This window comes from Curtobacterium sp. UNCCL20 (genome assembly GCF_900101675.1).
Classification (GTDB): Bacteria; Actinomycetota; Actinomycetes; order Actinomycetales; family Microbacteriaceae; genus Curtobacterium.
In genome coordinates this window covers 291746-306295 of record NZ_FNKG01000001.1, presented here as the reverse complement: position 1 = coordinate 306295, position 14550 = coordinate 291746, and the positions used below count along the sequence as shown (strand labels likewise).

The window sequence follows — 14550 nt, the reverse complement described above, 5'->3', positions numbered from 1 at the left end:
CTGGAGAACACTGCGTGCGTCACGTCGAACACTGACGCAGCGCGACGGACCACGATCCGCAGGAGCCCGAACCCATGTCCGACACCATGAGCATCCCCACCGCCCGCCTCGCACCGTCAACCCACTCGGTCGCCGTGCCGAGGACGTCGCGCACCGTCACCGCGCCGGTCCACGACGAGCGCGAGTACGCACCGACGTGGATGCGCGTCGTGGGTGCCGTGCTGCTCGTCGGTGGACTCGGGCTGACCGCGGCGGTCCTCGCCTGGCCCGGTGAGGCACCGGAGATGGCGCTCATCGTCCCCGGGATCGTCGCGGTCGTCGCCGGGTTCCTGCTCCTCGTCGCACGGTCCGGTTTCACCGTGACCGACACGGACGTCGTCCTGCACTTCCGGCCGTTGCCCGCGCGGCACATCGCACGCCGACGGATCACCGACGCGCGCCTCGTCGAGGCGGACGCGTCGACCTACGGCGGGGTCGGCCTGCGGCTCCGCCGGGGGGTGCGCGCCCTGATCCTCACGCCGGGGCTCGGGATCGAGTTCACCGACGACCGCGGGCGCGTGACCTTCGTCCGGACGAGGCGGCCGGAGGCGGCGTTCCGCGCGCTGCGCTGACCCGCCCGCGCTGTGGCCCGCGGCCCGGGCTGCGGGCCGCCGCCCGCGGTGTGGCCCGCCGCCCGCGGTGTGGCCCGCCGCCCGCGGTGTGGCCCGCCGCCCGGGCGGTGGCCCGCCGCCCGGGAATACTGGGTCTGTCCACGGGCTTATACACGCCAGTGCCGAATCCGGTCAAGCCAGGACTGGACAGGGCCCGCGAACGCGACCTATGATGACAGTTCGCGCTCCCTGGCATCAGTGTCGTCATATTGCGGTCGACGCAGCGTTCACCCCGACTCGTTCATCAGAACGCGTCCTGAACGTGCCCCGGTGGTGCCGGTCCCGTATATGTCGGCGGGACCCGCTCACCCAGATCATCGCACACGTGCACAGCCCACCAGCCGTCGCGTGATCGCGTGTCTTCATGGGGTGCGCCGAGCGATCAATCCACTCACCTACGTGCTGCTCGTCAGTACCGGCCCGACGGGGCCTACCGGAGGTCACACCCTTGGCTGCTGCGCCCAACGCATCCACCAACCCCAAGAACGGTCGCAACCACTCGCGACTCTCGTTCGCCAAGATCACGGACACCCTCACGGTTCCTGATCTGCTCGCACTCCAGACGGAGAGCTTCGACTGGCTCGTCGGCAACGACGTCTGGAAGGCCCGCCTCGCCGAAGGCCAGGAGCAGGGTCGCACCGACCTCGCACTGCACTCCGGCCTCGAGGAGATCTTCGAGGAGATCTCCCCGATCGAGGACCTCGGCGAGACCATGCAGCTCGGCTTCACGTCGCCCGAGCTCGAGGACCCGAAGTACTCCATCGACGAGTGCAAGGAGCGTGGCAAGACCTACGCTGCCCCGCTCTACGTCAACGCCGAGTTCATGAACCACATGACCGGTGAGATCAAGACGCAGACCGTCTTCATGGGCGACTTCCCGCTCATGACCGAGCGCGGCACGTTCATCATCAACGGCACCGAGCGTGTCGTCGTCTCGCAGCTCGTCCGCTCGCCGGGCGTGTACTTCGAGCGTCAGCAGGAGAAGACGTCCGACAAGGACATCTACTCCGCTCGTGTGATCCCGTCGCGCGGTGCGTGGCTCGAGTTCGAGATCGACAAGCGCGACCAGGTGGGCGTGCGCATCGACCGCAAGCGCAAGCAGTCGGTCACGGTCTTCCTCAAGGCGCTCGGCATGACGAGCGAAGAGATCACGGAGGAGTTCCAGGGCTTCGCCTCGATCGAGTCGACGCTCGAGAAGGACGCCATCCTCACCAAGGAAGAGGCGCTCAAGGACATCTACCGGAAGCTCCGTCCGGGCGAGCAGGTCGCTGCCGAGGCCGCGCGTGCGCTCCTCGACAACTTCTACTTCAACCCGAAGCGCTACGACCTCGCGAAGGTCGGCCGCTACAAGGTCAACCGCAAGCTCGGCATCGACGCGCCGCTCAGCGACTCGGTCCTGACCGTGCAGGACATCGTCCGCACGATCAAGTACCTCGTCTCGCTGCACGCCGAGAAGACGACGCTCGACGGTGTCCGTGACGGCCAGCCGGTGCAGCTCCGCCTCGACGTGGACGACATCGACCACTTCGGCAACCGTCGCATCCGCGCCGTCGGCGAGCTCATCCAGAACCAGGTCCGCACGGGTCTGTCCCGCATGGAGCGCGTCGTCCGCGAGCGCATGACCACGCAGGACATCGAAGCGATCACCCCGCAGACGCTCATCAACGTGCGTCCGGTCGTCGCTGCGATCAAGGAGTTCTTCGGGACGTCCCAGCTGTCGCAGTTCATGGACCAGAACAACCCGCTCGCGGGTCTGACGCACAAGCGTCGCCTGTCGGCCCTCGGCCCGGGTGGTCTGTCCCGTGAGCGTGCCGGCGTCGAGGTCCGTGACGTCCACCCGTCGCACTACGGCCGCATGTGCCCGATCGAGACCCCGGAAGGCCCGAACATCGGCCTGATCGGCTCGCTCGCGTCGTTCGGTCGGATCAACTCCTTCGGCTTCATCGAGACGCCGTACCGCCGCGTCGTGAACGGTCAGGTCACCACGACCATCGACTACCTCACGGCTTCGGAGGAAGACGAGTTCGTCGTCGCCCAGGCCAACGCGCCCCTCACCGACTCCTTCCACTTCCAGGACGACAAGGTCCTCGTGCGGAAGAAGGGCGGCGAGGTCGAGCTCGTCGGCAAGGACGAGGTCGACTACATGGACGTCTCGCCGCGCCAGATGGTGTCGGTCGCGACCTCGCTCATCCCGTTCCTCGAGCACGACGACGCGAACCGCGCCCTCATGGGTGCGAACATGCAGCGCCAGGCCGTGCCGCTCCTCCGCTCCGAGTCGCCGCTCGTCGGCACCGGCATGGAGGGCTACACCGCCATCGACGCCGGTGACGTCGTCACCGCCGACAAGGCCGGCGTCGTCTCCGAGGTCTCGGCCGACGCCGTGACCCTGCAGCTCGACGAGGGTGGCACGCAGACCTTCTACCTGCGCAAGTTCGACCGCTCCAACCAGGGCACGAGCTACAACCACCGCGTGGTCGTCTCGGCCGGCGAGCGTGTGGAGCAGGGCGAGGTCATCGCCGACGGCCCCGCGACGGAGAACGGCGAGCTCGCGCTCGGCAAGAACCTCCTCGTCGCGTTCATGCCGTGGGAGGGCTACAACTACGAGGACGCGATGATCCTGTCGCAGAACCTCGTGAAGGACGACACGCTCTCCTCGATCCACATCGAGGAGTACGAGGTCGACGCCCGCGACACCAAGCTCGGCAAGGAAGAGATCACCCGCGACCTTCCGAACGTCAGCCCGGACCTCCTGGCCGACCTCGACGAGCGCGGCATCATCCGGATCGGTGCCGAGGTCCGCCCCGGCGACATCCTGGTCGGCAAGGTCACGCCGAAGGGCGAGACCGAGCTCTCCGCCGAGGAGCGCCTCCTCCGTGCCATCTTCAACGAGAAGTCGCGCGAAGTCCGCGACACCTCGCTCAAGGTGCCCCACGGTGAAGAGGGCACGATCATCGGCGTCAAGGTGTTCGACTCGCAGGACGGTGACGACGAGCTCGGCTCGGGCGTCAACCAGCGCGTGGTCGTCTACATCGCCCAGAAGCGCAAGATCACCGCGGGTGACAAGCTCGCCGGTCGTCACGGCAACAAGGGCGTCATCTCGACGATCCTGCCGGTCGAGGACATGCCGTTCCTGGCGGACGGTACCCCGGTCGACATCGTGCTCAACCCGCTCGGCGTCCCCGGCCGCATGAACTTCGGCCAGGTCCTCGAGATCCACCTCGGGTGGCTCGCGAAGCAGGGCTGGAACGTCGAGGGCATCCAGGAGTGGGCTTCGGCGCTGCCGGAAGCCGCGCACAGCGCGGCCCCGGGCACGAAGGTCGCGACCCCGGTGTTCGACGGTGCGTACGAGCGTGAGATCGAGGGCCTCCTCGACTCCACCCTCCCGAACCGCGACGGCGAGCGTCTGATCGGTTCGTCCGGCAAGGCGCAGCTCTTCGACGGCCGCTCCGGCGAGCCGTTCCCGGAGCCCGTGTCGGTCGGCTACATGTACATCCTCAAGCTGCACCACCTGGTCGACGACAAGATCCACGCTCGTTCGACCGGTCCGTACTCGATGATCACGCAGCAGCCGCTGGGTGGTAAGGCGCAGTTCGGTGGACAGCGCTTCGGTGAGATGGAGGTGTGGGCGCTCGAGGCGTACGGCGCCGCCTATGCCCTCCAGGAGCTCCTGACGATCAAGTCCGACGACATCCTCGGCCGCGTGAAGGTCTACGAGGCGATCGTCAAGGGCGAGAACATCCAGGAGCCGGGTATCCCGGAGTCGTTCAAGGTCCTCATGAAGGAGATGCAGTCGCTCTGCCTGAACGTCGAGGTCCTCTCGGCCGACGGCCAGGCGGTCAGCCTCCGCGACACGGACGACGAGGTCTTCCGTGCCGCTGAAGAGCTCGGCATCAACATCTCCTCGCGGTTCGAGTCGTCGTCCGTCGACGACATCTGATCCCGCCCGTACTCGTAACGAATCCAGCTAGAGAGAAGAACATTGCTCGAAGCAACTTCATTTGACGCACTGCGGATCGGTCTCGCCACGGCCGAGGACATCCGCCAGTGGTCGTACGGCGAGGTCAAGAAGCCGGAGACCATCAACTACCGCACCCTCAAGCCCGAGAAGGACGGTCTGTTCGGCGAGCAGATCTTCGGTCCGTCCCGCGACTGGGAGTGCGCCTGCGGGAAGTACAAGCGTGTCCGGTTCAAGGGCATCGTCTGCGAGCGCTGCGGCGTCGAGGTCACCAAGTCCTCGGTCCGCCGTGAGCGCATGGGCCACATCGAGCTCGCCGCGCCCGTCACGCACATCTGGTACTTCAAGGGTGTGCCGTCGCGTCTCGGCTACCTCCTCGACATGGCGCCGAAGGACCTCGAGAAGGTCATCTACTTCGCGGCGTACATGATCATCGACATCGATGAAGAGGGCCGCCACGCGGACATGCCGGGTCTCGAGAACGAGATGCGCCTCGAGATCAAGAACCTCGAGGGTCAGCGCGACTCGATCATCGCCGACCGCCTCAAGAAGCTCGAGGACGACCTCGCAGCGCTCGAGGAAGAGGGCGCCAAGGCCGACGTCAAGCGCCGTACCAAGGACACCGCCGAGAAGGAGATGTCCCAGGTCCGCAAGTCGTTCGACGAGGACATCACCCGTCTCGAGCGTGTGTGGGAGGACTTCCGCAACCTCAAGGTGGGCGACCTCAAGCCCGAGGACGCCGTCTTCCACGAGCTCCAGGACCGCTTCGGGATCTACTTCGACGCCTACATGGGCGCCGAGGCGATCAAGCTGCGGCTCGAGGCGTTCGACCTGGCCGCCGAGGCCGAGGCGCTGCGCCTGCAGATCGCCGAGGGCAAGGGCCAGAAGAAGATCCGCGCGATCAAGCGTCTGCGCGTCGTCAGCTCCTTCCTCGCCACCGGCAACTCGCCGGCAGCGATGGTGCTCGACGTCGTGCCGGTCATCCCGCCGGAGCTCCGTCCGATGGTGCAGCTCGACGGTGGCCGTTTCGCCACGTCGGACCTCAACGACCTCTACCGTCGTGTGATCAACCGCAACAACCGTCTCCGCCGCCTGCTCGACCTCGGTGCCCCCGAGATCATCGTGAACAACGAGAAGCGCATGCTGCAGGAGGCCGTGGACGCCCTCTTCGACAACGGTCGTCGTGGTCGTCCGGTCACGGGTACCGGCAACCGTGCCCTGAAGTCCCTGAGCGACATGCTCAAGGGCAAGCAGGGTCGTTTCCGCCAGAACCTGCTCGGCAAGCGCGTCGACTACTCGGGCCGTTCGGTCATCATCGTCGGCCCGCAGCTGAAGCTGCACCAGTGCGGTCTGCCCAAGCAGATGGCGCTGGAGCTCTTCAAGCCGTTCGTGATCAAGCGCCTGATCGACCTGTCGCACGCGCAGAACATCAAGTCGGCCAAGCGCATGGTCGAGCGTTCACGTCCGCAGGTGTGGGACGTGCTCGAGGAGATCATCCGCGAGCGCCCCGTGCTGCTGAACCGTGCGCCGACGCTGCACCGTCTGGGCATCCAGGCGTTCGAGCCGCAGCTCGTCGAGGGCAAGGCCATCCAGCTCCACCCGCTCGTGTGTGCTGCGTTCAACGCGGACTTCGACGGTGACCAGATGGCCGTGCACCTGCCGCTGTCGGTCGAGGCCCAGGCCGAGGCCCGCATCCTGATGCTCGCCTCGAACAACATCCTGAAGCCGTCCGACGGCCGCCCGGTGACCCTGCCCGCACAGGACATGATCATCGGTCTGCACCACCTCACGACCGTCCGCGAGGGCGCCGTGGGTGAGGGTCGTGCGTTCTCCTCCGTCGCCGAGGCCATCCTCGCGAAGGACCAGAACACGCTGCACCTGAACGCGCTCGTCAAGATCCGCATGTCCGACGTGTGGTTCGCCGAGGGCGAGGCTCCTGAGGGCTACGTGCAGGGCGAGCCGGTCCTGCTCGAGACGACCCTCGGCCGTGCGCTCTTCAACGAGACCCTCCCGGCGAACTACCCGTTCGTCCAGAAGGTGACCGACAAGGGCGTGCTCTCCGCGATCGTCAACGACCTCGCTGAGCGGTACTCCAAGACCGAGACGGCCGCTGCGCTGGACCGGATCAAGGACGCCGGCTTCTACTGGGGCACGCGCTCCGGTGTGACCGTCGCGCTCTCCGACGTCGTGACGCCTCCTCGCAAGAAGGAGATCATCGCGGGCTACGAGATCCAGGCCGCCAAGGTGCAGGGCGAGTTCGACAAGGGTCTGATCACCGACGCGGAACGTCGCGCCGACCTGATCAAGATCTGGACCGAGGCCACGAACGAGATCGCGCAGGAGATGCGCGACAACTTCCCGGTCGACAACACCATCAACCGCATGGTGTCGTCGGGTGCTCGTGGTAACTGGCTGCAGGTGCGCAACATCGCCGGTATGCGTGGTCTGGTGAACAACCCGAAGGGTGAGATCATCGCCCGCCCGATCATCAACTCGTACCGCGAGGGCCTGACCGTGGCGGAGTACTTCATCGCCACGCACGGTGCTCGTAAGGGTCTGGCCGACACGGCGCTCCGTACGGCTGACTCGGGCTACCTGACCCGTCGTCTCGTCGACGTCTCCCAGGACGTCATCATCCGCGAGGACGACTGCGGCACGAGCCGGGGCCTCGAGCTCCCGATCGCGACCGTGGGCGCCGACGGCAAGCTGGTCCGCGACCCGCGCGTCGAGAACACCGTGTACTCCCGCACCCTGGCCACCGAGGCCGTGGACGCGAAGGGCACGGTCGTCGCCGAGGCCCGCGAGGACGTCGGTGACGTGCTGATCGACAAGCTGCTCGCTGCCGGTGTCGAGAGCATCAAGGTGCGCTCGGTCCTGACCTGCGAGTCGGCCATCGGTGTCTGCGCGAAGTGCTACGGCCGTTCGCTCGCCACGGGCAACCTCGTCGACATCGGCGAGGCGGTCGGTATCATCGCCGCCCAGTCCATCGGTGAGCCCGGTACCCAGCTGACGATGCGTACCTTCCACACGGGTGGTTCGGCTTCGGCTGACGACATCACCCAGGGTCTGCCGCGTGTCACCGAGCTGTTCGAGGCGCGTACCCCGAAGGGCGCGTCCCCGATCGCCGAGGCCCCCGGCCGCGCCACGATCGAGGACACCGACAAGGGTCGTCGCATCATCCTCACGCCGGACAACGGCGACGAGCCGTTCATCTACCCGGTGCTCAAGCGTGCGACCCTCCTCATCGAGGACGGCCAGCACGTCGAGCTCGGCGAGCAGTTCATCGCCGGCACCGTCGACCCGAAGGAAGTCCTTCGCGTCAAGGGTGTCCGTGAGGTCCAGAAGCACCTCGTCAACGGTGTGCAGGACGTGTACGGCTCGCAGGGCGTGCCGATCCACGACAAGCACATCGAGGTCATCGTGCGTCAGATGCTCCGCAAGGTCACCGTCGTCGACCACGGCGACACCGACCTGCTCCCGGGTGAGCTCGTCGACCGTTCGCGGTACAACATGCTCAACCGTGCGGCGCTGCAGGAGGGTCGCAAGACCGCTTCCGCTCGCCAGGAGGTCATGGGCATCACCAAGGCGTCCCTCGCGACCGAGTCGTGGCTGTCCGCCGCGTCCTTCCAGGAGACCACCCGCGTCCTGACGCAGGCGGCCATGGAGGGCAAGCAGGACCACCTCGTCGGCCTCAAGGAGAACGTCATCATCGGTAAGCTCATCCCTGCCGGGACGGGCCTCAGCCGGTACCGTGACGTGGACGTGAACGCGACGGAAGAGGCGAAGGCGGAGCGGTACCCCAACCGCATCTTCGCTGACGACTCGTCGTTCTCGGACGCCGACCTGAGCTTCGTCGACTTCGACAGCTTCTCGTCGGACGACTTCACGCCGGGTACCTACAACTGAGCCTGAGTTGACCACGAACGGCCCCCGCATCCTCGGATGCGGGGGCCGTTCTGCGTTCCGGGTTCGCGACGCGGGTCGCGTGCACGAGACGCAAGCGGTGACGGCCTGGAGGCACGGGGCGGGGCCGCCACGCGCCTCCCGTCCGATGAACAGACACAGAACCGTCCGTACACACGTGATATGTTGGCACTCCATCGAAAAGGGGCGTCGGACCTGGCCCGGTCCGACGCCCGAAGATCGCCTAGGAGCAATCATGACGAAGTGTAAGCAGCGAAGCTGGACGGCGGCTACCGTCCTCGTGGCGTGCCTCACCGCGGGGTCGGTCCTCGGAACGGGAGTCTCGGCTCAGGCGGCGATCCCGACGGCTCAGACGTCGACATCGCTCGCAGGGGCGGCTCCGGCGCGATCGAGCACAGCAGCGCCGAATGACACCCAAGGGATCGCGTCCTCCCGGACGAGCGGGCCGAGTTCGACCACTTCGCCTGCCACTGGTCGGGTTGAGACGCGGAGCTGGGCGGCACTGATCCGGACCGCGATCAACGCACTGAAGAAGGTGCCCGCGCTGTGGAAGAAGGTGGTGGACGGAGCCAAGAAGTCGCTTGCCTCGTTCAAAGCGAACGTCTGGCCCGCGATCAAGGCAACAGTGAACCTGGTCAGCGCGCTGTTGACTGCGCAGGAGATCTGGAAGTTCTTCAACTGACGCACGGGGAGGCGGCAGTGTGTCGCCTCCCCGCTTCTCCGAGGAGTGGACCATGGAGCGAACGAGCGCCGGGTGGCGCAGACGGATTGCGGATCTGATCGCGGTCGTCGCCGTGATCGTGTCCTTGTGGGCGCCGGCGGCGGTGGTCCTCGACGGCCCGCTCGCGGTCGGGGCAGGCGCCGCGGCTGTGACGCTCAGCACGCTTGCCGGCATGATCGATCGCGAGAACGGGCGCGCACCAGCGGCCTTCCTCGTCGTGCTCGGGGTCATCGCCGTCGCGCTGATCCTGAACTGGACGATGAGGTGACTGTCGAACTCTCCCTCCGCGGAGTCGAGAAACGGTACGGCCGAACACAGGTCCTCTCTGATGTGTCGTTCACCTGCCCGCCGGGAAACATCACGGCGTTCTGCGGCCCGAACGGCGCGGGTAAGTCGACGGCGCTCCGCATCTTGACGGGCATCACGCGCGCTGATCACGGGGGAGCGTTGGTCAACGAACGGTCGCTCCTGTCCGTGCGCGAGCCGGCACGGCTGGTGGGCGTGCTCCTCGACGCTTCCGCTTTCCACCCGGGTCGCACGGTCCGAGAAACGCTTCGATTGAGTGCGTTCACGATCGGCGAGCCGAAGCAGCGTGCGGACGCCTGTGCCGAACTCGTGGGACTGAACAGCGTCGCGCATCGCCGCGTCGGGCAGCTTTCCCTCGGTATGCGTCAGCGCCTCGGCATCGCGCACGCCCTCCTCGGGCGCCCCAAGGCGCTGGTGCTCGACGAGCCGTCGAACGGGCTCGACCCGAACGGCATCGTGTGGCTGGACCGCCTTCTCCGTCGGTTCGCGGATGACGGCGGCACTGTGTTGATCTCGACGCACCACATCGCCGCGGTCGAGCGGACAGCGGACCGCCTGGTCGCGATCTCGCGAGGGAGGATCGTCGCGGACACGTCGATCGCCGACGTCCGCGGGACCCGGACCACGGTCGCGTCGAACGACGAGCGATTGAGGACGGTACTGGTCCGAGCCGGCCACAGGGTCGTCCCGGCTCAGGGGCGCTACCGGGTAGACCTCTCCGCGCCCGAAGTCGGGCGTCTCGCGATGGAACACGGGATTCCGCTCACCGAGCTGCGTCCCGACGACAACTGTCTCGATGAGTTCCTGGCCGAGGTCACCGACCACGAGTTCGCAGGGGTGAGCCCGCGATGACTCCCCTCACTCGGCAGACCATCACCGAACTCCGGCGAGCGGTGGACACGCGGGGACCGCAGTGGGCATTCGGGATCGCCATCGCTGGCGGGCTCGTGCTCAGCCTCGTCGTACCCGGCGGAACATCAGGCACGTTCGACCACTTCGTGTCCGGGGTCTCGATCGGGCTCCCTTTCCTGGCCGGCCTCCTGGCGGTGATGGCCTTCACCGCCGACTGGACGACGCGCGCGGCGCTCACCACTTTCGTGCTGACGACATCTCGACCGCGCGTCCTGGTGGCCCGTTACCTGGCCGTGCTCTGCCTCACGGTCGGATCGCTCATCGCGATCCATCTCATCGGCGCGCTGGTGTTCGTGATGCTCCGTCCGGATTCTGCCAGCTCGGTCTTCACTGCCGAGACCGTGCGACAGTTCGGGGCGATGGCGGCGACGACCGTGGCTTCCGCACTCACTGCGATGGCGGTCGGCGGCCTCGTCCTCCGGACTGCACCGGCGATCGTCGTGGCGGTGTTCGCTCCACTGCTCCTCACGATCGGTCTTGCGTTCGCTCCCACGGTGCTCGAGTGGGCAAACCCGTACGGGTTCGCGGGGTGGTTGGCATCGCCCAACTGGAACTGGACGGTGCCGCAGGAAGAATCCGTGGGTCTCGGTCCCGCGCTCACGTCCTTCACGATCTGGACCGCGGTGCCAGTGGTGCTCGGGTGGTTCCGACAGATGCGTGCGGAACCCCGATGAGGATCAGACCGCGCGGTCCGCGCCGTTGTCGCGGCCGGAACCGCGGCCGGTCTCGTCGACGAGCGAGAAGAGGCTGAGGACGTTGCCGTCGGGGTCGCGGACGTCGAACCAGTCGACGGCTCCGTCGACGCACTCGACCGGGCCGATGTCGATGCCGAGGGCGCCGATGCGGGCGTGCTGGGCGGCGACGTCGTCGACGCCGAAGCGGACGCTGACCGGGTTCTCCTCGGCGTTCTCGTCCTCGTAGAGCTGGATCCAGATGCCGCCGACCTCGTACTCGGCGATGCCGTCGTCGGGCTCGAGGTCCGGTTCGGTGCGTTCGAACACCGCGCCGTACCAGAGGCAGGACGCCTCGATGTCGGTGACGGGCAGCCCCACGGTCACGCTCGTGATGTCCATGACTCATCATGTCCCGGGTGGTGCCCGCACGTCGAGGGGTTTCCGCGCGGGCCGCGCTGTCCGGCGCGACCGGGCAGTCGAGGTGGCCGGGTGTCCGTCGCGTCGGTGCGGTCTGGCAGGCTGGTCCGATGGCGACGCTGCGCGAACGGATCACTGCACCGGCCCACCTCGAGCTGCCGACGGCGGTCGGCGGGTTGACGTTCCGGGCGGCGTCCCGCGACGACCTCGACGCCGTGCACGGGGTTGCGGTGGCCTCGGCGGCGGTGGACGACCCGCACGGTCGTCCCTCCACAGCGGACTTCGAGCGGACGTTGTCCACCGAAGGGCTCGACGTCGCCCGGGACACCGTCGTCGGGCTGGATGCTGAGGGACATGTGCAGGCCTACGGCATCGTCATCGACGTCCCCTCCCGGGTCACCGCCGCCCGGGTGGTCCTCGACGGAGCGGTGCACCCCGATCTCCGTGGGCAGGGGATCGGGCGCCGGATCATGGCGTGGCAGGTCGGACGCGCGCGGCAGCGCCTGGCGACGCTCGACCTCGACGTGCCGGCCACCATCGAGGTCGGTGCCCCCGAGGGATCCCCGACGCTGCGGCTCGCGGCGCACTTCGGGATGGCGCCGACGCGGAACTGGATCGACATGCAGGTGGTGTTCGGGGATGAGCGTGGCGACCCGGCCCTGCCGCCCCTGCCCGACGGTTTCTCCGTGCGCCCGGCGACCTCCGGCGACATCGAGCCGCTCCGCACGGCCAAGAACGACGCCTTCCGCGACCACTGGGGATCGCAGCCCATGGTCGAGTCGGACTGGCGGGGGTTCCTCACCGCGACGAAGAGCCGTTTGGACCTCTCCCGGGTCGTGCTCGGGCCGGACGGGGACATCGCGGCGTTCGCCATCGTCGAGGTCGACACGGACGGGTTCGCCGCCCGTGGCCGGTCGTACGCGTACGTGCACTGGGTCGGCGTCGTCCGTGCTGCACGCGGCCTCGGCCTCGCACCGATCGTCACCGACGCCGCGCTGCAGGCCATCCGAGGCGAGGGGCTGTCCGCCGCGGTGCTCCACGTGGACGCCGAGAACCCGAGCGGTGCGGGCCGAATCTACGAGCGGCTCGGGTTCGTCGCCGGCGAGGTGCACGTCACCGCGTCGACGCCCCTCTGACGAGGGACCGCGGGCACGCCGATACCGACGGGTACCCCTGCACTGGGGGCACCGGAGACCCCCTCGCCCCCTCGTTGTGGGACTGCGGTGGCAAAAGGGCTCGGACGTAGCGTGGTCGGGCGTCGAATCCCTGCGGCGCTCGTCCCGACGACCCGCGCGCAACCCGAAGGAGGCTCCGGGGCACATGGCCACGCTGTCCGAGATCCTCATCCTCAACGGAGCCCTGCCGATCGAGCACCTCGACTCGATGACCGGCGACGAGGAGATCGACGATCGTTCGATCCGATCGCTCGTCGACCAGGGCATCGTCAGCGAGGCGCAGTACATCACTGCTCGCGCCGCGTCGCACAACTCCAAGACCGTCCCGCTCACCGACTACCCGGTGGACGGCACCGCGGTCTCGATGCTGCCCGCCGCACTCTGCCGACGGCACGGCGTGCTCGGCATCGGGTTCGAGGGCGAGACCCTCGTGCTCGCGATGGTGAACCCCACGAACGTCCTCGCGATCGACGACGCGCGCACCGCCTCCGGCCGGTCCGTGAAGCCGCTGCAGGTCGAGGAGCGAGACCTCGCGTCCGCGTTCGACCGGTACCTGCGCGCCGATGACGAGCTCAACGACCTCACGTCCTCGCTCGAGGAAGAGGCGTCGTCGCAGGCGCAGCAGCAGGTCGACCTGACCGAGGGATCGCTCGACGACGTCCCGATCGTGCGGTTCGTGAACCTGCTCGTCTCGCAGGCCATCCAGGACCACGCGTCCGACATCCACATCGAGCCGGGCGAGCACGAGGTCCGTGTCCGCTACCGCATCGACGGCGTGCTGCACGAGATGGCCCCGGCGCCGAAGAACATCCAGAACGGCGTCATCAGTCGCCTCAAGATCATGAGCGACATCGACATCGCCGAGCGTCGGAAGCCGCAGGACGGCCGCATGTCCGTCCGCCACGGCGGTCGCCAGATCGACCTCCGTGTCGCGACCCTGCCCACCGTGTGGGGCGAGAAGGTCGTCATGCGGATCCTCGACAACACGAACACGTCGATGTCCCTCAAGGACCTCAACCTGCTCGAGCAGAACTTCCAGGCGTACCAGCGCTCCTACTCGAAGCCGTACGGCATGATCCTCGTCACCGGACCGACCGGCTCCGGCAAGTCGACGACGCTGTACACGACCCTCAACGCGGTCGCGAAGCCCGAGATCAACGTCATCACGGTCGAGGACCCGGTCGAGTACCGCATGGCCGGCATCAACCAGGTGCAGGTCAACCCGAAGGCCGGGCTGACGTTCGCCTCGGCGCTGCGGTCGATCCTGCGCTCGGACCCCGACGTCGTCCTGCTCGGTGAGATCCGCGACCACGAGACCGCCCAGATCGCGATCGAGGCGTCGCTCACCGGCCACCTGGTGCTCTCGACCCTGCACACCAACGACGCCCCCTCGGCGATCACGCGTCTGACCGAGATGGACATCGAACCGTTCCTGGTCGGGTCCGCGCTCGACTCGGTGGTCGCCCAGCGTCTCGCCCGACGGCTCTGCGACCGGTGCAAGGCGCCCGCCGTCTACGAGCCGTCGCAGCTCGCCGCTCTCGGGTTCATCGACGGTGCCGGCAGCGACGTCCCGGAGTTCTTCGCCCCGATCGGCTGCGCGGTCTGCTCGAACACCGGCTACCGCGGCCGCATCGCCCTGCACGAGGTCATGACCGTGTCCGAGGAGATCGAGCGGCTCGCCGTCGCCCGCGCCTCGAGCGCCGAGATCAGCCGCGTCGCGCAGGAACAGGGCATGCTCACCCTCCGTCAGGACGGGTGGGAGAAGGTCAAGCTCGGCCTGACGAGCATCGACGAGATCCTGCGCGTGGTCGCGTAG

At 67.7% G+C, this 14550-nt stretch carries 10 protein-coding genes; 8 read left to right on the top strand and 2 right to left on the bottom strand.

Annotated features, from left to right (window positions below):
* The first annotated feature begins 74 nt into the window (after window positions 1-74).
* The 3 genes from BLT36_RS01455 (at window position 75) to rpoC (ending at window position 8511) form a co-directional block, all read left to right on the top strand.
* Complete coding sequence (locus BLT36_RS01455) at window positions 75-611, top strand: hypothetical protein (RefSeq protein ID WP_092091283.1); 537 nt, start codon at window positions 75-77, stop codon at window positions 609-611.
* A 487-nt stretch (window positions 612-1098) separates the two neighbouring features.
* Window positions 1099-4587 (top strand): DNA-directed RNA polymerase subunit beta, encoded by a 3489-nt coding sequence (gene rpoB / locus BLT36_RS01450; protein ID WP_092091281.1) that lies wholly within the window; start codon window positions 1099-1101, stop codon window positions 4585-4587.
* 42 nt (window positions 4588-4629) lie between these two features.
* Window positions 4630-8511, top strand: a complete 3882-nt coding sequence (rpoC, locus tag BLT36_RS01445) for a DNA-directed RNA polymerase subunit beta' (RefSeq protein ID WP_092091279.1) — start codon at window positions 4630-4632, stop codon at window positions 8509-8511.
* Between the two features lie 366 nt (window positions 8512-8877).
* Here the strand turns inward: rpoC and BLT36_RS18545 are convergent, their stop codons facing one another.
* Window positions 8878-9216 (bottom strand): hypothetical protein, encoded by a 339-nt coding sequence (locus BLT36_RS18545; RefSeq protein WP_092091277.1) that lies wholly within the window; start codon window positions 9214-9216, stop codon window positions 8878-8880.
* Window positions 9217-9263: 47 nt separating this feature from the next.
* On the opposite strand from BLT36_RS18545, the gene BLT36_RS01435 reads away from it, so the two are divergent.
* The 3 genes from BLT36_RS01435 to BLT36_RS01425 are packed head-to-tail and all read left to right on the top strand — an operon-like array spanning window position 9264 to window position 11142.
* On the top strand, window positions 9264-9518 hold the full coding sequence (locus BLT36_RS01435; RefSeq protein ID WP_139166310.1) for a hypothetical protein: 255 nt from the start codon (window positions 9264-9266) through the stop codon (window positions 9516-9518).
* Window positions 9515-10408: an ABC transporter ATP-binding protein gene (locus BLT36_RS01430; protein ID WP_092091273.1), complete on the top strand. Its 894-nt coding sequence runs from the start codon at window positions 9515-9517 to the stop codon at window positions 10406-10408. Before BLT36_RS01435 ends, BLT36_RS01430 begins: the two co-directional genes overlap by 4 nt.
* The gene (locus BLT36_RS01425; protein WP_092091271.1) at window positions 10405-11142 is read left to right on the top strand and encodes a hypothetical protein; all 738 of its coding nucleotides are present in this window, start codon (window positions 10405-10407) and stop codon (window positions 11140-11142) included. The genes BLT36_RS01430 and BLT36_RS01425 overlap by 4 nt, the downstream gene beginning before the upstream one ends.
* A gap of 3 nt (window positions 11143-11145) precedes the next feature.
* On the opposite strand, the gene BLT36_RS01420 is transcribed toward BLT36_RS01425, so the two are convergent.
* Window positions 11146-11541: a VOC family protein gene (locus BLT36_RS01420; protein WP_092091269.1), complete on the bottom strand. Its 396-nt coding sequence runs from the start codon at window positions 11539-11541 to the stop codon at window positions 11146-11148.
* Window positions 11542-11669: 128 nt separating this feature from the next.
* Here BLT36_RS01420 and BLT36_RS01415 point away from each other — a divergent pair, with 128 nt between their 5' ends.
* Together BLT36_RS01415 and BLT36_RS01410 are read left to right on the top strand one after the other, a co-directional pair.
* Entirely contained in the window at window positions 11670-12695 is a 1026-nt protein-coding gene (locus BLT36_RS01415; RefSeq protein ID WP_139166309.1) for a GNAT family N-acetyltransferase, read from the top strand.
* A gap of 184 nt (window positions 12696-12879) precedes the next feature.
* Window positions 12880-14550: a GspE/PulE family protein gene (locus BLT36_RS01410; RefSeq protein WP_092091265.1), complete on the top strand. Its 1671-nt coding sequence runs from the start codon at window positions 12880-12882 to the stop codon at window positions 14548-14550.